Raw genomic sequence first — 20,848 nt, 5'->3', positions numbered from 1 at the left:
CGCGGGGTCATTTTTCTCCAATGAGCTCTTTCACTCTGGCAACTACTTTTTGTGGTATCTCTTGCCTTTTGCTTTCTTCCATGATCCTCACAAGGGCGCTTCCGACGATCACTCCGTCGGCTATCTCCCACACCTTTCTCACCTGCTCGTGTCTTGATATTCCAAATCCTACAAAAAGCGGAAGTGCTATTTTCTTCTTCACCTTCTTTATGTGTTCCGCAAAGGGAAGGTCTTCCCTTTCTCCTGTGACACCGTATCTGGAGATGTAGTAAACGAAGGGTGCGCGAATCGTGTTTATCGCTTCGAGGTCTTCATCTCTGGTGTTCGGTGCCACAAAAGGAACGATGGGAAAAGATATCTCGATGTTTTTCACTTCTCTTAAGGGAAGATCAGGAATGATAAGTCCCTTCACACCGAGCCTTCTCAACTCGTCAAGGAGCCTATCTTTTCCTTCAGGATAGTTCACTATCGGGTTGAGGTAACTCATCAGATAGAGTTCGTAATCAACGGAGATCTCCCGGAGCATTTCCAGGATCTTCTTCATGGTAACACCGTTCCTGAGGGCTACACTGTGGGCCAGTTGAATGACCGGCCCATCGGCAACCGGATCGGAGAAGGGAACACCCACTTCCACCCCGGTTATTCTGAGATCGTTGAGAGCGAGCAGGACTTTTCTGGTGGTTTCAAGATCGGGAAATCCTGCTGGAATGTATGCGATGAATCCCTTCATCCTATCCTCTCCCTGATGTACGGATGGTTGAGAACAGACTCAAGATCCTTATCACCGCGCCCGGAAAGATTCACGATGACGGTTTTGCCCCTGATGTCTATCTTTCTCAGATAGGCCAGGGCATGGGAACTCTCGAGAGCGGGAATGATCCCCTCGAGCCTGGAAAGTTCAAGGAAGGCGTCCAGTGCTTCTTCGTCGGTCACAGCGTCGTAGAAGACTTTTCCGGTCTCTTTCCAGTAGGCATGTTCGGGACCGACCCCGGAATAATCCAGACCAGCCGATACGGAGTGTGTTATCTGAACCTGACCCCATTCATCCTGAAGAACGAGGGTCTTGCTTCCGTGAAGGTACCCCACCTTTCCTTTCAGAAGGGAAGCGGCGTGTTTTCCCGTGTTGAGACCTTCACCACCTGCCTCTATCCCTATCAGTTTCACTCCACTGTCTATGAAGGGATAGAATATCCCGGCAGCGTTGCTTCCTCCTCCGACACAGGCCAGAATGTAATCCGGAAGTTTCCCCTCTTTTTCAAGGATCTGCCTTTTTGTCTCTTCACCTATCACCTTTTGAAAATTTCTCACTATGATCGGGTAGGGATGTGGCCCCACCACGGATCCGATGACGTAGTACGTGGTCTGAAGGTTCGTTATCCAGTCTCTGAGGGCTTCGTTTATGGCATCTTTCAGAGTCCTGCTGCCACTTTTTACGGGAACCACCTTCGCACCGAGGAGTTTCATTCTCTCAACGTTAGGTTTTTGTCTGATCGTGTCTTCCTCTCCCATGTATATGACACACTCCATGCCAAAGAGCGCAGCAGCGGTGGCCGTTGCCACTCCGTGCTGGCCCGCACCGGTTTCCGCTATTATCCTTGTTTTCCCCATCCTTTTTGCAAGAAGTACCTGACCGAGTGCGTTGTTTATCTTGTGGGCACCGGTGTGGAGAAGATCCTCCCGTTTCAGGTAGATCTTCGCACCGTATTTCTTGCTCAACCTCTCTGCAAAGTAAAGTGGGGTGGGACGGCCCGCGTAGTCCATCAAAAGTCGATTGAACTCCTCCCAGAAAGACTCATCCTTTGTGATGCTTTCATACGCTTCCTCGAGTTCCTCAAGAGCTGGCATGAGTATCTCCGGAACGTACTGACCACCGTAAGGACCGAAGTAACCTTTCATCTCTCACAGCCCCTTTGCTTTTTTTATGAATTCTCTGACCAGATTGTGATCCTTCTTCCCCGGGGAAATTTCCACGCCGGAAGATACATCGACAGCGAACGGTCTCACCATCTCGATTGCCCTCTCCACGTTCCTGGGGTTCAATCCTCCGGAAAGTATGAGATAGCGAAACTGGTCTCTGTAAGGCAAAACAACTGACCAGTTGAAAACCTTCCCGCTACCCCCGTAGCCTGAAACTTTGGTGTCAAGAAGAACGGGAAATTTCCTGTACTCAAGTGCTCGCCTGACATCCTGCTCTTCCGAGATTCCCACGGCCTTTATCACCATGATCTTTTCGTTGAGTCTTTCACAGAACTCAACGCTTTCATCACCGTGGAGCTGGACAGCGTTCAACCCTGCATGAAAAGCAATGTCCAGAACACTTTCAAGGGATTCGTTCACAAAGACCCCCACCCGGAACACGAAGGGAGGTAGATTGAGAGAAATTTCACGAGCCTTTTCGGGAGAAACATAACGCTTGCTCTTTGAATAGAACACGAATCCTACTGCATCGGCACCGCTTTCCACAGAAAACAAGGCATCCTCCAGATTCGTGATCCCACAGATCTTCACTCTGACCATGCTCTCATCTCTTCGAGGAATCTTCTTGGATTCTTCGCCTTCATGATGGAAGTGCCGACGAGAACAGCGTTCACCTTACCTTTCAAGTCTCTCAACTCCACAGGATCTTTTATGCCACTTTCTGCAACCACCACCACGTCATCCGGTATGAGCGGCAAAAGATCCCAGAGTACGTTCTTCTTTATCTCGAAAGTATCCAGATCCCTCGTGTTGATTCCCACGATCTTTGGCCTGATCACAGAGAAGACCTTCTCAAGATCTTCCTTGGAATGGACTTCCACAAGACTGTCCATTCCCAGCTCCTCTGCCGTCTCATAGATGTTCTTTATCTGTTCCTCTGTCAGTATGCGAGCGATGATGAGAACAGCATCTGCCCCGGCACTGGAAGCCAGTCTCACCTGTACAGGATCAAGGTAAAAATCCTTTGCCAGTATTGGCCTTTTTGAAAGTTTCCTGGCAACTCTCACAAACTCGATGTCTCCTTTGAAGAAGTGTTTCTCCGTGAGTATGCTGATCGCGTCGGCCAGTTCGTCGTATATCTCTATGTACTCTTCCAGAGAAGCATCAGCATTTATATCTCCCGCAGAGGGGGATGCCTTCTTGAACTCTGCTATGATCTTCACCCTTTCTCTTCCAGAAAGGGCCTTTGCAAAGTTATGATTTCTCTTTTGCGGAAAGATTTTCTCTCCTTCTAAATTCAAAATATCCTCTTTCTTTCTTTCAACTATTTCCCAGAGTTTTCTGATAGTCCATTACCTCCTTCAACTTTCTGTAAGCCTGTCCTGAGGTGATCAGATCAAGGGCTTTTTCCACACCGTCTCTGATCGTATCGCTCTCCCCAACCAGCCAGAACAGCACACCCGCGTTCAGTGCAACGGTTTCCACCTGCGTTCTGCTGGCCTCTCCCTTCAGAACACTCTCCATCAAGCGATAGGCTTCCTTGGGGTCGGAGGGACCTTTCAGCTCTTCTGAATCTCCTTTTTTCAAACCAAGTTCCTCTGGATCTACGATCAAGGGTGTGATTTCCTCCTGAGTGACCAAAAGAGCCTCGTTTTCACCGCACGTGGTGAGTTCGTCGGTGAAGCCTCCAGAGACGACCGCAGAACGCTCTGTACCAAGTCTTTGCAGGGCCTGTGCCAGCTTGTGTGCGAAGGAAAAATCAAAAACACCAACGATCTGATGTTTCACGCGAGCGGGATTCGTGATGGGGCCAAGGAGATTGAAAGCCGTTCTGATTTTGAGCTGTCTTCTTGCCGGCATCACGTGCTTCATGGCTGGATGAAGAAGAGGAGCAAAGAGGAAAGAAAAACCTGTCTCCCTGAGTTCTTTTTCTATCTCATCTGGTGTCTTTTCGAGTCTGTATCCTCCCGCTTCCAGAACGTCGGCACTTCCCACCTTGCTGGAAACCGATCTGTTACCGTGCTTTGCAACGGGTATTCCGGCAGAAGCCACCACGAACGCTGTTGCAGTCGATATGTTGAAGGTCCCAAATCCATCCCCACCGGTTCCACAGGTATCGACGGTGAGGGGAGAAGGCGCTTTAACATGAACTGCCTTCTCTTGCATGACCACTGCCATGCCACCGAGTTCATCTCCGGTTTCTCCTTTCATCCTCAAGGCCACGAGGAACCCCGCTATCTGTGCGTCCGTTGCCTTTCCCGACATGATGTGCTCCATCACGAGGCGACTCTCTTCAAAAGAAAGATCCTGAAACTCCACAAGTTTCCTGATGGCCGAGACGATATCCAGAGCACTCGTTTCCACCTGCTCCTTTTTCTCACCCAGGTTCAGAAAGTTCTTTATGATCCTCTTCCCTTCCTCCGTCAGGACGGACTCCGGGTGAAACTGTACTCCAAACGTTGGATGCTCTCTGTGCCTCAAAGCCATGATTTCTCCGTCGTCACTCCTGGCCGTAACCTCAAGATCTTCAGGAAGAGATCTCTCCTCCACAACGAGTGAATGATACCGCGTGGCAACTATGGGATTTTTAAGACCCTGGAATATATCTTTGCCGTTGTGCAGAATCCTGGATGTCTTTCCATGAAGAATTCTTCTGGCATGGATGATCTTTCCACCGAAAGCGTATCCTATCACCTGATGCCCGAGGCACACACCGAGTATGGGAACTTTCCCGCTGAAGTGCTTCACGACCTCAACGGAGATACCCGCATCCTCCGGTCTTCCGGGACCGGGAGAGATGACGATATGACTTGGGTTCTTTTTCTCTATCTCATCGATCGTTATCTCATCGTTTCTGAAGATCTCTATCCTGCATTCGGGCTCCACTTCTCCAATGTACTGCACGATGTTGTAGACGAAAGAGTCGTAATTATCGATGACTATCACCCTTTTCAAGGCAATCCCCCCTGGATCCTCTGGGCGATCTCCAGACTCCTGAAAAGTGCCCTCAGTTTGTTCAGAGTTTCCTGGTACTCACGCTCCGGGATGGAATCGTACACGATCCCCGCTCCCGCCTGAAGCCATCCCTGTTTCCCTTTGAAGAAAAAGGATCGAATGGTGATCGCAGAATCCATGTTCATTTTTCCGTTCTCGTCTGGGAAGGAAAAGTACCCGACTGCGCCCGCGTACGGCCCCCTTGGAGTTGGTTCCAGTTCCTCTATGATCTCCATGGCTCTTACCTTTGGGGCACCGGAAACGGTACCAGCAGGAAAGGTGGCTTCGAAAACATCGACAGCGTCTTTGTCCTCTTTCACCTCTCCACTCACCTGTGAAACTATGTGCATAACGTGAGAGTACCTTTCTATGACCATCTTCTTCTCAACACGAACCGTTCCTTCCTTGCAAACCCTGCCGAGGTCGTTCCTTCCAAGATCGACAAGCATCACGTGCTCTGCTATTTCCTTCTCGTCGCTGAGAAGTTCTTCTTCCAGCCTCATGTCTTCTTCGACGGTTCTTCCGCGCGGCCTGGTTCCTGCTATTGGCTTCACCGTAGCTTTATTTCCTTCCACCTTCGCCATGGTCTCTGGGGATGACCCAAGAACGATGATGTCACCAAACTTCAGGTAAAACATGTAAGGAGAAGGATTTATCATTCTCAGGGCTCTGTATATGTAGAAGGGATCCAGAGTCGTCTTGAAGGTAAAACACTGGGAAAGTACCACCTGGAATATATCACCCTCTACAATATACCTTTTGGCCTTCTCAACAGCTCTGTAGAACTGTTCTCGCTCGAAATTCGACTCTGGCTCCGTCACAAAGATGTTCCTTTCCGGACGGCTTTCAAGGGGTTTCAAAATCTTGGATGCAAGATCTTCTGGGTTTTCACTGATTATGAAGACGTTGTTTTTCAGATGGTCGAAGATTATGAGATGTTCAGGTATTACAAAGTAGAAAGTGGGAAAGATCGACTCCTTGACTTTAACTTTCTCTATGTGAGAGATGTAATCGTAGCTGACGAAACCAACTGCTCCTCCTCTGAAAGAAGGAAGTTCGTCGTGTTTGATCTCGTATCTGTATACTTCAAGCCAGTCTTTGATCGATTTCAGGGGAGAGGAAGCGTATTCAAATCGCTGGCTTGAAGATCTCAAAACTCCCTTTTCGAACACAAGTTCATCTCTTCTTCCAATGCCTATGAAGGAGTGCCTGCCGAAGGCAGAGCCGAGTTCCGCACTTTCCAGAAGAAAGGCAAAATCCTCGTTTGCAGATACCTTCATGAAAGTCGAAACGGGTGTTTCAAGATCCGACACAAGTTTGAGCACGTGCATGCTGCTCACCCTCTGTGTTTTTCAGTTATTATATCACGAAACGGTTCTTTCCAGAGCGTTTGGCTTCGTAGAGTTTCTTGTCGGCCTCTTCTACCAGTCCGGCGGGAGAGGAGTTTTCATCAGAAAAGGCCACCCCACCACTCAGTGTGACTTTCCTCTCCACCTTGAATATACTCTTCCAGTTGAAGTTTCGAATTTTTTCCATGATACCGTTCATGGTGCTTTCAACCAGATTGCGATCTCCGGTTTCAAACACGATCATGAACTCCTCCCCACCGTACCTTCCAGCCTTGCCGTTTGAAACAGTCCTCTTCAGTGTTTCACCAACGACCTTCAATACCTCATCGCCGATGGGATGTCCGAAGGTGTCGTTTATTTTTTTGAAATCATCGATGTCCAACATGGCGACAGCTACACCTTCTCTTTTTCTGAGTGCTTCCTCGAGAAACTTCATAATAGCTCTTTTGTTCAGCAACTGGGTGAGGGAATCGGTCTCCGAAGCGACCATGTAATCTCTGAAGTCGTTCAGATTCCTGAACAAAACGCTCAGGCTGGAAACCGAATTTCTCAGAGCGATGTTCAAAAGATACCGATTTTCCACATCCTCAAAGAGAAGAACGCCAAGTTCTTCATTTTCATCCTTCACAACAAAATGGAGGTTGTTCTCGGAGGGTTTTCCTTCCTCACTGAACACCCCATGAAACGACCAGAAGGAAGGGGAAGTAGGTCTTTCCATTCTGGAAAGGAGATAATCCCTCAAAAGTTCCTTTTTCACAGGCTTTCCAAGAGAATAAACCCTTCCCTCACTCGTTGAAAGAAGAAGAACTCTGAACGCACCGAATCCAGAAAAGTATCTGAATAGAATTCCCAGTAAAGAGACAACGTACCTTTCGTCTCTGGTGAATCTCAGATACGATAAAATCTCTTTTTCCAGCATTTCTCTCTTCAACCTGTTCTCAACTATCTGAAAAACGTTTCCAACCTCTTCCAGCTCACAGCTTTTGTTCGATCTGAAGGGTTTCTCCAGGAAAGCCCTCAAATTATCTTCTATCTCCTCCTTTTTTCCCTTGTTGATGAAGACGTTAGCACCACTTCTTTCGGCCCAGAACTGGTTCACCGTATCGGAAGAACCCGTAAGAATTGCTATTCCGGAATTCTTGAACATTTCGAATTCTCTCAGAACAACGGAAAGATAGATCCCAGAAAAGTCAGGCATGTTGTAGTCGATAATGAAATAATCTGGTCTGTTTCTCAATGCTTTCTGAAGCCCTTCCGTTCCGTTCTCCGCCAGCACAACCTCTGCATCCTTTTCGATCTTTTTTACAATGTCAGACACCACAAGTCTCCAGAATTTACTGTCATCGACTATGAGAACCGTTTTCATCAAATCCCCCCATCGGACACTCTTAATACATATGATACAACATCGCTTTTTGCAGTGGGATTTTTCTGATTTTTCACAAAACTTTAATCTGTAAAACGAATCGACGGTGTTAAAATATCAAACTGGGAGGTGATCATCCATGACCGTGAAGGGATGGATCACCCTCATCTTCGCTATCTGGTTGATCGTCTCAGTTCTGATACCTGGAATTTCGGGATCCAAAGGAGCGAACCTGGCGAACTTTCTCGTAGTGGGAATCATCTTTCTGATCACAGGGCTGACAAGCCTGAAAGACTCCAGAGTACCGGCGTGGATCGTTTTGTTAACAGGAATCTGGCTCATTATCTCCGCTTTCATACCCGGTATAACCGGATCTAGAGGAGCTGCCATCGCAAACGGTATCATCTTCGGTGTTCTGGATCTGATTCTTTCGTTCTATCTCAAGAAGAAAAAGGAGCAAACCAGTTGAACTGAAGCGAACTAGATGGTATCATTTAATTGGTTCGGGGCGTAGCGCAGGTGGCTAGCGCGCCTGCCTTGGGAGCAGGAGGTCGCTGGTTCAAGTCCAGTCGCCCCGACCATTTTTTTATCGAACAAAAGCAATCGGAGGAGGTGAAAGACATGCCAATGTACAGATACGTGTGTGAAGAATGTGGGTACGAAACAACGGTCATGCACGGAATAAACGAGTCACCAGAAGTTACCTGTGAAGAGTGCGGTGCCAGGATGAAAAGAACGATAGGAAGAGTGGGCATCATATTCAAGGGAAGTGGTTTTTACATCACAGACTCGAGGAAAAGTGAAAGGAAAAAAGAAACAGCGACCTCTTCCGAAAAGAAGGATTAAACACTCAAATTTGGATCTGCGTTCAAATACAGGGGGGAAAAGATCCCCCTTTTCGCTTTTTCGTAGCCTGCCCTGGCAACCATCAGGGCGTTGTCCGTGCAGAGAGAAAGAGGAGGAAAGAAGACCTCGTACCCCCACCTTTTCGCCCGATCGTTCACCTTCTCCCTCAATCTGGAATTTGCGGCCACTCCTCCAACGAAGGCGATCTTTCTTATTCCAAGGTTTCTTGCGAGTCTGAACGTTTTCTCAACCAGGATATCAACGACCGCCTCCTGAAAAGACGCGGCTACATCCTCCACCCTGTAATCTTTTTCTTTCTTCAGAAAATAGAGAACGGCCGTCTTCAACCCTGCAAAACTGAAATTGTAATTCGGTTCATCCATCATGGGACGTGGAAAGCTGTACTTCTTCGGATCACCCTTCTTCGCCACTTCATCGATGATGGGTCCACCGGGATAGCCCAAACCAAGAAGCCTGGCCACCTTGTCGAAGGCCTCTCCAGCCGAGTCGTCCAGAGTTCTTCCGAGTATCTCCATACTGTAGTCCTCGTTCACCTTCATGAGCTGGGTATGTCCACCGGAAACCATGAGAACCACGAAGGGAGGAGTCAGGGTTGGGTTTGCCAGAAACACAGCGTGAACGTGTGCCTCGATATGGTTTACTCCAACGAAGGGCCTCTTCAGAGAAATGGAAAGTCCCTTTGCCGCAGAAAGTCCCACAAGAAGAGCTCCCACAAGTCCAGGACCGTAAGTAGCCGCCACAACGTCTACAGTTTGTGGATCAACCTTTTTGAACGTTTCTTTCAGAAGAAATGGTAAATTTTTGAGGTGGTGCCTGGCGGCCACCTCAGGCACCACCCCGCCGAACTTCCGATGAACCTCCACCTGCGAGACGGTGAAGTTCACGATCACATCCTTTCCGTCGTCGAGAACGGCCACCGCCGTTTCATCACAGGAGGTTTCTATGCCGAGAACTCTCATGCAGACTCCCTCATAACGACGATGGGTTTTTCTTTGCCAAGAGCAACCTCTTCGGTGACAACAACTTTTTCCACGTTCTTCAAACTCGGCAGTTCAAACATCATGTCTATCATGAGCTCTTCAAAAACATTTCTCAAAGCTCGTGCTCCGGTTCCTCTCTTCAGAGCCTCTCTTGCAATGATTCTCAGTGCTTCATCGGTCACTTCCAGTTTCACCCCGTCTATCTCGAACAGTTTCTGATACTGTTTCACAATGGCGTTCTTTGGTTCTTTCAATATCCTGATGAGATCCTCTTCCGTCAAATCATCGAGAGTGGCGATCACAGGTAACCTTCCAACGAACTCAGGGATGAGACCGTACTGGACCAGATCGTCTGGCGTCACGTGTCTCAATATCTCTCCTATTCTCATTTCCTTCTTGCTCTTTATCTCTGCTCCGAACCCCATCGTTGTACTCTGAAGGCGTCTTTTTATGATCTCCTCGAGTCCATCGAAAGCTCCACCAACGATGAAGAGGATGTTTCTCGTATCCACCTTTATGAACTCCTGATACGGGTGTTTTCTGCCACCCTGTGGAGGAACGTTGGCAATCGTTCCCTCGAGTATCTTAAGGAGGGCTTGCTGAACCCCCTCACCGGAGACGTCCCTCGTTATAGAAGGATTGGGTGATTTTTTGGCTATCTTGTCGATCTCGTCTATGTAGATGATTCCATACTGGGCTCTTTCCAAATCGAAGTTTGCTGCCTCCAGGAGTCTGAGAACGACGTTCTCCACGTCCTCACCCACGTAGCCCGCTTCCGTCAGCGGTGTGGCATCGGCTATGGCAAAAGGAACGTTCAGTATCTTTGCAAGTATTCTTGCAAGATAAGTCTTTCCCGTACCGGTTGGACCTATGAGCAGAACGTTGGATTTTTCTATTTCTACATCGTTTGAACTGAGATTGGAAAAAACACGCTTGTAATGGTTGTAAACTGCAACAGAAAGGATCCTTTTTGCTCTCTCCTGACCTATGATGTATTTATCGAGTTCTGCCTTTATTTCGGCCGGAGTTGGTATTTCTTTTATCTCGTCCTTTATCCTCACCTTCCTGTCACTTTTCAGAAGATCATGAAACAGGTCGACACATTCGTTACAGATGTAAACGTTGTTCGGACCAGCAATCAGTCTTTCCACCTGACTCATATCTCGCCCACAGAAACTGCAGAACTTACCCTGCATCCTCTCATCCTCCTCAGATCTCTATTCTGTCCGCGTCTATCCACAGACCTTCCAGATCGTAGAAATCCCTTCCCTTTTCGGTGAATATGTGTATAACCACGCTTCCAGCGTCTATGATCAACCACTCGTATTGTTCACCCCTGTCGTAATAAATCAAAGGAAGTGACATCTCCTTTATCAGGTCGACCAACTCATCTCTCAGGGCCTTCATATGGGTGTAAGAGTTTGCAGTGACTATCACGAAATATTCTGTTGGAACGGGTGTTTTTCTCATGTCGAGAACCACAGGATTTTCTCCGCCCTTTTCAGAAATCTTTTCGATGAGCCTTCTCAGAATCTCGACCACCGATTTTCACCTCCAGAAATCACTCAACGGTCACACTCTTCGCCAGGTTCCTTGGCTTGTCAGGATCGAGTCCTTTCATATCGGCTATGTGATAAGCAAACAGTTGAATCACAGGTGCCATCATCAACGGGTAGAGACTTTCGTGCGTTGGAGGAACGTGTATGATATCACTCGTGATCTCTTCGAGGCTTCTGTTCCCCTCTGTTCCCAGAACTATCACCCTTGCATTCCTGGATTTTGACTCTATAACATTACTTTTGGTTTTGAAGAACAATGAGTCATCCGGCATCACAGCAAAAACAGGAAACTCTGGATCAAGGAGCGCTATGGGACCGTGTTTTAACTCGCCAGCCTGGTATGCAGTGGCGTGAATGTACGTGATCTCTTTGAGTTTCAAAGCTCCCTCGAGCGCCGTTGGATAGCCGTATCCCCTTCCAATGTACATGAAATGTTTGAAATCCTTGTACTTTTCAGAAAGTTCCCTTATCTGTGGATCTTTCCTGAGAACATTCTCGAGAAGTTCTGGCATTCGAACGAGCCTGTCCAGAATCTCATCCGCTTCTTTATTCCAGTATCCGTTTATCTCCATTATTTTCAAACCGAGAAGGTACAGCACCGCAAGCTCGGCCACGTAGGTTTTCGTGGCGGCAACTCCTATCTCCGGTCCCGCGTTCATGAAGAGTGTCACATCGGATTCTCTGTCGAGTGTGGATCCCACCACGTTCACTATGGAGACTATCCTTGCACCGTGCTTTTTTGCGAGTCGAACAGATTCAAGGGTATCCGCCGTCTCACCAGACTGGGAAATCGCCAGTAAAACGTCTCCTTCTTTCACGTGAGGTCTTTTGTATCTAAACTCGGACGAAACCTCCACATCGACGTCTATATCTGTGTTGTTTTCCACGAAGTACTTGAAAACAAGTCCTGCGTAATAGCTGGTCCCACACGATACAACGCGAATTCTGTCTATGTTTTTGAAAAATTCCTCGTAGTGCTCGAGTTCCTCAAAGAACGGTCGATCGTTCTTTATCCTGCCAACAAGGGCGTTCACAAGAGCCTGTGGATCTTCCATGATCTCTTTGTACATAAAGTGTTTGTAGCCGCCTTTTTCTGCGGATTTTTCATCCCAATCAACATGGTAGACTCGTCTGCTCTGTTTCACCCCGTCCACGTTGTAGATCTCAAACCTATCTTTTCTCAGGACCATAACGTCACCATCTTCCAGAAAGACCACATCCTTTGTGAACCTCAAAAGAGGTGTCACATCCGAGGCGAGGATACCAACTCCTTTGCCAGTTCCAACAACAAGAGGACTGCCCTTTCGTGCAGCAACGATCGTATCCGGAATACTCCTGTGAACGACCGCTATGGCGTAGGCTCCTTTCAACTTTCTGACCGCTTTCAAAACGGCATCCAGTAGATCCCCTTCGAACTCTTCTTCTATGAGATGAGCGATCACTTCCGTATCAGTCTCGGAAGAGAAGGTGTGACCTTTCTGTTCCAGAAATTCTTTCAACTCTCTGTAGTTCTCTATTATTCCGTTGTGAACAACGGCGATTTCTTTTCTACAGTCCATGTGAGGATGGGCATTCACATCGTTGGGCTCTCCGTGCGTTGCCCACCTGGTGTGAGCAATCCCAACAAGAAAACTATCTTTCAGTTTCTGTTTCAGACCGTTTCTCAGAACGTCTATTTTTCCCCTTCTTTTGTATACATCGAAATGATCTTTCTGCAGGTAAGCAATCCCTGCCGAATCATAACCTCTGTATTCGAGCTTCTGAAGGGAGGAGACAAGATCTTCAAGTTTCAGGTTCTCACCGACCATCCCCACTATTCCGCACATGTGGTATCCCCCTCTCAATTTCACGAACGAGGTTCATCCTGATTCCTCTTTCAGCCACTCTGATGGCATGTCTTATAGCCTTCGCATCCGAGGAACCGTGAGCCTTCACAACGATTCCTCTTATACCGAGTATGAAAGTTCCTCCGTAAGTCCTTGGATCGAGTCTCTCTCTCATTCGATCAAAGCTCTTTTTCATGAGAAATGCTCCGATCAAAGAAAAAAGTCCGCCTTCTTTTATAGACTCTTTCATCACAGATGTGATCAACTTTGCCGTTCCCTCCATGGTCTTCAAAGCAACGTTCCCTGAGAACCCATCCGTCACTACCACATGAACCGTTCCAAGGTTTATGTCGTGTCCTTCCACGTTCCCGTAAAAGTTATCTCCAAGATGTTCTTTCAGAAGGGAAAAGGCCTTTCTCAGATCTTCGTGACCTTTGTTTTCTTCCGAGCCGATATTCAAAAGCCCCACTCTTGGTGACTCCACACCCAGCACTCTTGCGTAGGCAATTCCCATGAGCGAGAAGTCCAGAAGGTGTTCTGGTCTGACCTTCGCGTTCGCTCCTGCATCGATCAAAACTGTGAAGCCTTTGAGAGAAGGAACCGCCACGCCAAGGGCTGGTCTTTCCACTCCTTTTATCTTCCCCACGATGGAAGTGGCACCGAGAAAAAGGGGTCCGGTTGCTCCGGCACTCACAAATGCGTCCACTTTGCCTTCGGCAACCAGTTTCAAACCGACGTGCATGGATGAGTCCTTTTTTCTCAAAACCTCGAGTGGTGGATCATCCATGTTCACAACTTCTGTTGTCTCAACAAACGAAAGACCCGCATTTTCAACGATCTCTCTGGGTCCTACGAGGACGATCTCACTCTCCAATTCCTTTGAAGCCAAAAGAGCGCCCTTCAAAATTTCATCGGGCGCTCTGTCACCACCCATCACATCGACTGCTATCTTCACCGCATCACTCCGCTATCTCGAGAACCTGTTTTCCTTTGTAGTAACCACAGTGCAGGCAGACTCTGTGTGGCATTTTGTACTCTCCGCAGTTCGGACACTTTTCCAGAGGAACACTGATCGCCCTGTAGATCTTTGCTCTTTTGTGATGTGTTCTCGATCGGGATCTTTTTTGCTTCGGAACTGCCATACCTTTATACCTCCCTGTTCTCAAGGTTATCCTTCAGTTTAGCAAGGATCTCGAATCGACTGTCGACCACAGGAATTTTATCACACCTGTGATCGGGTTCTTCGTTCAAATTGGTTCCGCAGTGCGGGCACAGTCCTTTACAATCCGGTTTACACAGAACCTTTTCGGGTACACTCACCACTATCGCTTCAACGATTCTCTCTGAAAGATCGAATTCCGTTTCATGATAGTATATGATATTCTTCAAAGATTCAAGTTTCTCTTCTTTTACATTTTTTCGCATGCTCTCTGGAAGATAAAGTGCCTCTATCACACCTTTTATCTCCACACGCGTTGGTTCCAGACATCTGGCACACGGGTGCTCTATCGCTGTGTGAACGTACCCACCGATGGTGAATCCATCTTTGGTCTTTGCAACAACCATCTTCACCCGAACCGGCTCCAGGAACTTACAAAAACCCACATCCAGTTCTATTCCTTCACTTTTGTACTCACCTTCCAGAAAAAATCGTTTTTTCTTTTCAATTTCTGCAAGTTCAACTTTCCAGTCCATTCTTCTCACCTCATGACTATTATACTCTTAGTAGTAGTAATAAAACAGACCGCAAAGTGGTAGGTTTCTCAAGTTGAAAATTTCTATCCGTTTTCTGATGCAAGAAAGAATCATGTCTGCAACTTACCACCCAGGTGGTAGGTTAGTGGTAGGTTAGTGGTAAGTTATTCTATAAGTCGCTTTTGAAGAGGATTTCAGGTGGTAGGTTTTCTGAAACTCTCTTCAGAAGAGGATTTCAAAGAACGAAGATTTTACGGTAAAATTGTTTGTGAGAACTAAAGTGCTCTTTTGGTGAATCATACAGAAACCTACCACCTTCAAATCGGCTTTGGAAGCTGATTTCAGAGAGAAGTGGTAGGTTATTTGTGAAAAAAGAAGCAAAGAATGATTCTTCATCACTTTTTCTACTTCATGTTGTGTGTTTTCTACCAATAGATACCATAAGTAGTGTTCAGAAACCTACCACTAAACCTACCATTTTAGTTGTAGGTAAGATATTTTAGTGTTTAAGTCTCAAAATTCATAATCCAAGGAGGTGTTTTTCTGTGAGTCTGAGAGAAGATTTGTGGCTGTGGAAGAAAGAGAAGATCGCTGAGCATTTGGCTAACAGTTTAAGAAAAAAGAAACATGAGGTCTGGGTGGTGAAAGACAGGAGAGAAGTCGTTGAGAAAGTAAAAGAGATCGTTCCAGAAGGCGCAACCGTGGCGGTTGGTGGTTCTCTCACACTGGCTGATACTGGTGTTCTCGATCTTCTGCGCAGTGGAAAATACAACTTCCTTGACAGGTATTCCGCCAAAACCAGAGAGGAAGTGGAGGAGATATACAGAAAGAGTTTCTGGGCTGATTACTACTTCACCAGTGCAAATGCTATAACGGAGGATGGAAAACTGGTCTTTCTCGATGGAAACGGGAACAGGGTGGCAGCGGTTGTCTACGGTCCCAGGAATGTGATCGTGATCGCAAGCGTGAACAAAGTGGTAAAAGATGTCGAAGAAGCAAGAGAGAGGTTGAGGTACATTTCTCCGATGAATTCAAAGCGATTGAATCTGGAAACCCCATGTACGAAGACGGGATTCTGCGCTGACTGTTCTTCTCCCCAGAGAATATGCGATTATTTCTTGGTAGTGGAATCCGGTGTGAGGCAGCCTGGAAGGTTCAAGGTGATCTTGACACTTGAAGACCTTGGACTTTGAAAAAGCGGGGTTGTCCCCCGCTTTAAAAGTTCATGGGAATGATCTTCAGATAATCCTCAAGGGACCCATCGTCGAGGCAGCACTGGATGATCTCTCTTCCAACCGGGTTCAGATCCTCTGTGAGGAATTTTTTGAGTTCTCTCTTGAAGAAGTCTCTGAGTTGCTGTGCTCCTTTTTCGTAGGCTTCCTCTCCCAATTCCGGTTGCAGATGTGGTTGCAGAAGTTCCTTGGGGATCGTTATTCCTTCGATCTTCATTTCCTTGAGTGAAAATCCAAGCAGAGCACATTTTGACGGCACGAGCTGGTTCGGTTTGAATTTCACTCCTCCTCTTCTTGAGAGGTACTCCCTTGCGATCCACTCCGGCATGAATCCGACCTTGTAGACTCCTATGTGTTGGTTTGGAACGAGGATGTACCTGGTTCCGGGTGTGTCTATGATCTGCTCAAGAAGAATGTTGGCGAGCCTCACCATCTTTCCGGAAGAGAACGGCCAGAAAGATCCCACACCTTCGCTCGTCATTCCCTTCGTACCGACTATACTCGGGTTGGCGAATCCTCTTGGTGCCACCAGCCTCCAGAGCCACGCTATTGCGGGGGGTAGTACCTGCATAAGGCCGATGATCCCGTACGTTGGCTTCTCTTTTGTACACGGAGGTGTTCTCACACCGAAACTTCTCACATCCACTTCTACGGGATCGGAGATGGCGTTTTTCATGAATCTCTTTGGGATGATGACACGCGGGTTCGGACAGGGTTTCCCCGGTTCATCTTCGATGTGTTCCCAGATCAGGGCTGTTGAATCTGGAACGGCATGAATGTTGAGAAAAATTAAAGGTTCAGGTGGATGTATCGTCAGCCTTTCCAAGTCTGGAGCACTTCCGTACTCCGTTATGTGGTCCACTCTTATAAACCATCCAGCTTCCGCATCCTTCGCTACGAGTTTTTTCCCCGTTTGGAGTTTCGGGTGGCACATGAACATGTCGTCGGCCACCGGCTGGAGCGCACAGGTTTCTTTGAGTTCTATGTAGAACTTTTCTCCCGTTATCAGATTTTCCGCGAGTTTTATCCTGCCGTCAGGTTCTCTGTGGATCTCTTCGAGTATCTCACTCTTTCCACCACCGCTTGCTCCCTCGTGCATGATAACGAGTTCATTTTCGTACGGGGTGATCACCTTCACCGCAGAAGCGTGTGCGGTGACCCATTTTTCTTTTTCACCTATGTAGAGTAAAAATCCATAGACTCCTTTCTTCGCACTTGGTCCTGGATAGAGATTGTAAGAGAATATCTCGTAATGGGAATTGTGCCTGTAATGGACCACCACCTGTTTTCCGTTGAAATGGGTGTGTCTGAAGGGGGGTGCCAGGAACATGTACAACCTCGGCTTGAAATTCTCCGGGATTTTGCTTGCCGGAACGAAGAACTGAAGATCTGCCAGTCCTCCCACAAAAAAGCCGGCGTTCTTCGGGGCTATCAGAACGGCCGGATAGCCATAATCGTATCCTCCTGCCATGAAGGGTAAAAGGATCAACTCCTGTTTTTTCAACCAGTCGAAGGTTTCCTGCCGAATAGGTTCGAAGTCTTTTCCGAATCGGTCCTTGAACCTTGGCTTGTCTGTTTCCTTATTGTCTCCAACCACAAGGGCATCTGGATCTCTTCTTCTCATGTATGGTTCAGGATAATTCACCACCAGGCCATTTCTGCAACGTGTAACGGTTGCTTCCACTACGAAGCCTTTTCCTGGAACGTCGTATCCCACTTCAAAAACGTCTTTATTGCCTGTTGCAAGTTCAAGAATTTCTTTTCTGCTTTCTGGTATTATTATTTCTGAAGCGCTCTCTATGATATCCTTAACTTCGTCGGAAAACACGAATCTGTTCAGAACGGCTGTTTTCACTTTATCACCCCTCTGTAGAATAGTTTTCAAGCCAAATTATACCATGCTCCTCTTTGCAACTTTATGCGGTGTGTTAATGATTGTTCTCGTGAGGATTAATATATATAACGAAGATGTATTAGAGTAAAGTAATGCTTAAAGATTCCAAAAAACAGAATTTTCAGTGGAGGTTGAGAGGATTGAAAGTGCACATACGCGGAAAAGGTCCCCTGACAGAATCCCTGAAGAAAGAGTTAATAGGTACTGTCTGGGAACTCACAGATTCGATCCTTCAGGCCGAACTTGTGGTATCTGAGGATCTTTTGGATGTGGACCTTTCCGGAAAAGCCGTTGTGGATCTTTATCCATTCAAAGATAAGTCTGTAGCGTTCTATAGAGAAAGGTCTGTTCCCTTTGTCAGCATCTTTCCCGTTTTTTACAAGGAGTTCGCATTCTCAGAGTTTTACGTCCTCGAAAAGAGCGAGGATGAACGTATCACCACGTTTCTGGACTTTTTGAAGAATCTTGGAATTATCCTGAAGGACGTTTCCTGGGGAGAGTACAAAGAGATTCTGGAGAAGTATTCTGTTTTTCTTTTCCTTGCTCGCGCACTGAAAGATTCTTTTCTTATGGGGTATGCTTCTCACCTTCTGAACTGGAGGGAGGAAACTGGTAACTTTCTGGCTCTGGCAGAAAAGGTCATCCCTCGATTGAAAGACAACGACTTTCCCGTCGAACACAGCGAGTTGATAGGTGAGTTTTCAAAACTCTTCAGACCTCCTGTCAGTTTGAACGAGATGAGGCACAAGATCAGGCTTATAGATTTTGTAACATTAGGTTTGATCGATGAAAGAATGAAAGTCGCAAAAAGAATCGCAGAGGAGAAGAAAAAGACAGATTCTCCCGTGGACCTCAGAGAGGTTGAAGAGCAGAAAGTGAAAGAGATTCTGGACAGGACCAGCTTGAACCCTGTGCGTGTGAGACGTGTATTTGAGGAGATCATGAAACTTGCGAAAGAGGAAGAATACAGACTACTTGGTATTTCAAAGACGGTGGCAGTCCTCGGTCCTATGGGGAGCTTCAGTGATGAGATGGCTTTGAAACTGATCGGCTCGAGGATACCGATAAAGTACTGTGCCTCAACGGACGAGATCATAAGGATGGTGGAGAAAGGAGAAGCAGATTATGGAATCGTTCCAATAGAGAACTCCACCCACGGAACGGTGATTCCTGTGCTGGATGCCCTGCTGAACCACGAAGTGGAAGTATTCGGTGAGGCAAAACTGGAGGTTCATCACTGCCTTGTTGCAAAAAGAAGGCTCGATCTGAAAGAGATCAAGAGGATTTACTCTCATCCTCAGGCGATCTCACAATCCCTTGGTTTTATCAACGCTTATCTGCCCCACGCGGAGATCCGTTACACCACCTCAACGAGCGACGCGGTGAATCTACTCGACGATGAATCTGCTGCCATCATGTCAGAAAATGCAGCCAGGATGTACGGTCTGTTCATTCTGAGAAAGAGTATCCAGGATTTAAAAGAAAAGAACATCACAAGATTTTACATCATAAGGCGAAAGACGGGTAAGATGGAGGGAAAGTACACATCGTTGTTCTTCGGTGTTCAGGACAAACCCGGGGCTTTGAAAGCGGTTTTGGATGTCTTTGCAAACAAGGGAATGAATCTGAGAAAACTGGAATCAAGACCAGCCAGAACGTTTCTTGGAGATTACGTGTTCTTCGTGGAAGTGGAGGCACCTCTTGGCAAGGAAGACCTGAAAGATCTCGAAAAGGTAACAGCGTTCTACAAGATAATCGGGGTGTTCGATGAGATCGAAGAACTGGACGTGTTTGAATGAGGGGCACAGAGCCCCTCATTTCATTTCACAGGTTCTTTCACGAGTGGATACTGAAGGGAGTATCCAGCGAGTTTCATCATGATCCTCGGGATATCGGTGTTGTCCAGAAATCCTGTGAAGTTCTCCGCACCGGGACCGAATGCATAGATGGGGACCGGAACACCGGAGTGTGATGTGGTGGTCCAGCCAACGTTCACCTTTTCGCTCAACACCCTTCCGAGTTCTACTTTGGAATTGTTTGAAGAGGTGATTCTGTCGAGATCCGAGTCGGACAGAGTCAGACCGAAGTATTTTTCGATGGCCTTTTTGAAACTTTCGCGATCTTTCAAAGAGTAATTCGCCAAGATCCAGTCGGTGGTCTTTGAGAACTTTCTGATTCTGTCCACATCAACCCTGTAGTCACCCGAAGAGAGTGCAAGACCTCCTGTTTCATGGTCTGCTGTCACGATCACGAGGGTATCTCCTCTTTTGAGGGCAAAGTCGAGAGCCACCTGAACCGCTCTGTCGAACTCCACGACTTCTTTCCAAACACCGTAGATATCGTTGTCGTGTGCTTCCCAATCGATCTGAGAACCTTCCACCATGAGGAAGAAGGGCTCTTCATCATTTGAGAGTATTTCCAGGGCCTTCTTCACCATTTCGTAGAGCATGGGCTGTTCCTCTCTACTGCTTGCTGGGTCAAGATGGCTCGGCGCAAAAAGCGCCAGGACCTTTTCGGTGTTCTCTGGAAGTTTCATCAGATCTTCCTTTTTTGTCACATAGACGTAGCCCTTTTTCTTCGCCATTTCGATGAGATTGAGACCGTCCGATCTTTTACCACCAAGGCTTTCAGGAAGAAAGTTTGCCCATCCTCCTCCCATGACCAGATCCACTGTTTCACTTTCCACGAGTTGCCTTGCTATCTCGTTTTCTTCGCTTCTGCTTTTGACATGCGCATAGAAGGCTGCCGGTGTCGCATGTGTCACTCTGCAGGTGACAACGATGCCCGTTTTGGCTCCATATGCTTTTGCTATCTCAAAGATGGTGGGAACCCTTGTGCCGTCGGGAAGAACGTTGATCATACCGTTTTTCGTCTTAAAACCGCTTGCCAGAGCAGTTCCCGCGGCGGCAGAATCCGTCACCCAGCTGTCCACAGAGTGGGTCTTCACAAGACCTGTGTAAGGGGTTTTCATGAACGAGAGCGGTCTTCCCTCGATCAGACTCGTGAGATACGCCTGTGAAAGTCCCATTCCGTCTCCGATGAAGTAGATGATGTTCTTCACCTGTGAAAATGAAAAAGCAACCAGCAAAAGAGCCAGAACCAGCACGATGAGTCTTCTCACCTGAATCACCTCCCGATCTCTATCGTATATGCGTTCTGTTCAGGATGT

20 protein-coding genes and 1 tRNA gene are annotated in these 20,848 nt (G+C 47.3%); 5 read left to right on the top strand and 16 right to left on the bottom strand.

Going from position 1 to position 20,848, the window contains the following annotated elements; genetic code table 11:
- Positions 1-7: 7 nt before the first annotated feature.
- Genes trpA through TRQ7_RS04195 form a run of 7 tightly spaced genes read right to left on the bottom strand, consistent with a single transcriptional unit; the run spans position 8 to position 7,626 of the window.
- Positions 8-730, bottom strand: a complete 723-nt coding sequence (gene trpA / locus TRQ7_RS04225; RefSeq protein ID WP_015919048.1) for a tryptophan synthase subunit alpha — start codon at positions 728-730, stop codon at positions 8-10.
- A complete protein-coding gene (trpB, locus tag TRQ7_RS04220; protein ID WP_015919046.1) occupies positions 727-1,896 on the bottom strand; it encodes a tryptophan synthase subunit beta in 1,170 nt (389 codons plus the stop codon). The genes trpA and trpB overlap by 4 nt, the downstream gene beginning before the upstream one ends.
- A 3-nt stretch (positions 1,897-1,899) precedes the next feature.
- Positions 1,900-2,517 carry a phosphoribosylanthranilate isomerase gene (locus tag TRQ7_RS04215; RefSeq protein ID WP_015919045.1) on the bottom strand — a complete coding sequence of 206 codons (618 nt, stop codon included), beginning with the start codon at positions 2,515-2,517 and terminating at the stop codon, positions 1,900-1,902.
- Positions 2,505-3,263, bottom strand: coding sequence for an indole-3-glycerol-phosphate synthase (locus TRQ7_RS04210; protein ID WP_041844080.1), 759 nt, complete (start codon positions 3,261-3,263; stop codon positions 2,505-2,507). The genes TRQ7_RS04215 and TRQ7_RS04210 overlap by 13 nt, the downstream gene beginning before the upstream one ends.
- The gene (locus TRQ7_RS04205) at positions 3,238-4,863 is read right to left on the bottom strand and encodes a bifunctional anthranilate synthase component II/anthranilate phosphoribosyltransferase (protein ID WP_236681755.1); all 1,626 of its coding nucleotides are present in this window, start codon (positions 4,861-4,863) and stop codon (positions 3,238-3,240) included. The genes TRQ7_RS04210 and TRQ7_RS04205 overlap by 26 nt, the downstream gene beginning before the upstream one ends.
- 5 nt (positions 4,864-4,868) lie before the next feature.
- Positions 4,869-6,242, bottom strand: a complete 1,374-nt coding sequence (locus TRQ7_RS04200; RefSeq protein WP_041844079.1) for an anthranilate synthase component I family protein — start codon at positions 6,240-6,242, stop codon at positions 4,869-4,871.
- A 28-nt stretch (positions 6,243-6,270) separates the two neighbouring features.
- On the bottom strand, positions 6,271-7,626 hold the full coding sequence (locus TRQ7_RS04195) for a diguanylate cyclase (protein WP_041844078.1): 1,356 nt from the start codon (positions 7,624-7,626) through the stop codon (positions 6,271-6,273).
- A 139-nt stretch (positions 7,627-7,765) separates the two neighbouring features.
- On the opposite strand from TRQ7_RS04195, the gene TRQ7_RS04190 reads away from it, so the two are divergent.
- The 3 genes from TRQ7_RS04190 (at position 7,766) to TRQ7_RS04180 (ending at position 8,472) form a co-directional block, all read left to right on the top strand.
- Positions 7,766-8,095: an SPW repeat protein gene (locus TRQ7_RS04190; RefSeq protein ID WP_038066760.1), complete on the top strand. Its 330-nt coding sequence runs from the start codon at positions 7,766-7,768 to the stop codon at positions 8,093-8,095.
- Between the two features lie 35 nt (positions 8,096-8,130).
- Positions 8,131-8,207: transfer RNA gene (locus tag TRQ7_RS04185), tRNA-Pro, on the top strand.
- Positions 8,208-8,247: 40 nt separating this feature from the next.
- Positions 8,248-8,472: an FmdB family zinc ribbon protein gene (locus TRQ7_RS04180; protein WP_038066756.1), complete on the top strand. Its 225-nt coding sequence runs from the start codon at positions 8,248-8,250 to the stop codon at positions 8,470-8,472.
- On the opposite strand, the gene tsaD is transcribed toward TRQ7_RS04180, so the two are convergent.
- The 7 genes from tsaD to TRQ7_RS04145 are packed head-to-tail and all read right to left on the bottom strand — an operon-like array spanning position 8,469 to position 14,553.
- On the bottom strand, positions 8,469-9,452 hold the full coding sequence (tsaD, locus tag TRQ7_RS04175; protein ID WP_041844077.1) for a tRNA (adenosine(37)-N6)-threonylcarbamoyltransferase complex transferase subunit TsaD: 984 nt from the start codon (positions 9,450-9,452) through the stop codon (positions 8,469-8,471). The two genes, TRQ7_RS04180 and tsaD, sit on opposite strands and share 4 nt — an antisense overlap.
- On the bottom strand, positions 9,449-10,669 hold the full coding sequence (clpX, locus tag TRQ7_RS04170; protein WP_015919037.1) for an ATP-dependent Clp protease ATP-binding subunit ClpX: 1,221 nt from the start codon (positions 10,667-10,669) through the stop codon (positions 9,449-9,451). Before clpX ends, tsaD begins: the two co-directional genes overlap by 4 nt.
- A gap of 13 nt (positions 10,670-10,682) precedes the next feature.
- Complete coding sequence (rsfS, locus tag TRQ7_RS04165; RefSeq protein ID WP_015919036.1) at positions 10,683-11,015, bottom strand: ribosome silencing factor; 333 nt, start codon at positions 11,013-11,015, stop codon at positions 10,683-10,685.
- Positions 11,016-11,034: 19 nt separating this feature from the next.
- On the bottom strand, positions 11,035-12,858 hold the full coding sequence (glmS, locus tag TRQ7_RS04160) for a glutamine--fructose-6-phosphate transaminase (isomerizing) (protein ID WP_041437512.1): 1,824 nt from the start codon (positions 12,856-12,858) through the stop codon (positions 11,035-11,037).
- The gene (gene plsX / locus TRQ7_RS04155) at positions 12,830-13,813 is read right to left on the bottom strand and encodes a phosphate acyltransferase PlsX (RefSeq protein WP_015919034.1); all 984 of its coding nucleotides are present in this window, start codon (positions 13,811-13,813) and stop codon (positions 12,830-12,832) included. Before plsX ends, glmS begins: the two co-directional genes overlap by 29 nt.
- A gap of 4 nt (positions 13,814-13,817) precedes the next feature.
- Positions 13,818-14,000 carry a 50S ribosomal protein L32 gene (gene rpmF, locus TRQ7_RS04150; protein WP_038066753.1) on the bottom strand — a complete coding sequence of 61 codons (183 nt, stop codon included), beginning with the start codon at positions 13,998-14,000 and terminating at the stop codon, positions 13,818-13,820.
- A 4-nt stretch (positions 14,001-14,004) separates the two neighbouring features.
- Positions 14,005-14,553, bottom strand: a complete 549-nt coding sequence (locus tag TRQ7_RS04145) for a YceD family protein (protein ID WP_038066750.1) — start codon at positions 14,551-14,553, stop codon at positions 14,005-14,007.
- Positions 14,554-15,098: 545 nt separating this feature from the next.
- Between TRQ7_RS04145 and TRQ7_RS04140 the strand changes: the two genes are divergently transcribed.
- Positions 15,099-15,746 (top strand): lactate utilization protein, encoded by a 648-nt coding sequence (locus tag TRQ7_RS04140; RefSeq protein WP_015919030.1) that lies wholly within the window; start codon positions 15,099-15,101, stop codon positions 15,744-15,746.
- Positions 15,747-15,768: 22 nt separating this feature from the next.
- Here TRQ7_RS04140 and TRQ7_RS04135 read toward each other — a convergent pair whose 3' ends face one another.
- Positions 15,769-17,640 (bottom strand): DUF4914 family protein, encoded by a 1,872-nt coding sequence (locus TRQ7_RS04135; RefSeq protein WP_038066746.1) that lies wholly within the window; start codon positions 17,638-17,640, stop codon positions 15,769-15,771.
- Positions 17,641-17,819: 179 nt separating this feature from the next.
- Between TRQ7_RS04135 and pheA the strand changes: the two genes are divergently transcribed.
- Positions 17,820-19,478, top strand: a complete 1,659-nt coding sequence (gene pheA / locus TRQ7_RS04130) for a prephenate dehydratase (protein WP_041844076.1) — start codon at positions 17,820-17,822, stop codon at positions 19,476-19,478.
- A gap of 20 nt (positions 19,479-19,498) precedes the next feature.
- On the opposite strand, the gene TRQ7_RS04125 is transcribed toward pheA, so the two are convergent.
- On the bottom strand, positions 19,499-20,800 hold the full coding sequence (locus tag TRQ7_RS04125; RefSeq protein WP_038066740.1) for an alkaline phosphatase: 1,302 nt from the start codon (positions 20,798-20,800) through the stop codon (positions 19,499-19,501).
- Between the last annotated feature and the right edge of the window lie 48 nt (positions 20,801-20,848).

Source organism: Thermotoga sp. RQ7 (assembly GCF_000832145.1).
Classification (GTDB): Bacteria; Thermotogota; Thermotogae; order Thermotogales; family Thermotogaceae; genus Thermotoga; species Thermotoga neapolitana.
The sequence above is the reverse complement of the archived record's forward strand: the minus strand, read 5'-3'. Positions and strand labels throughout refer to the sequence as shown.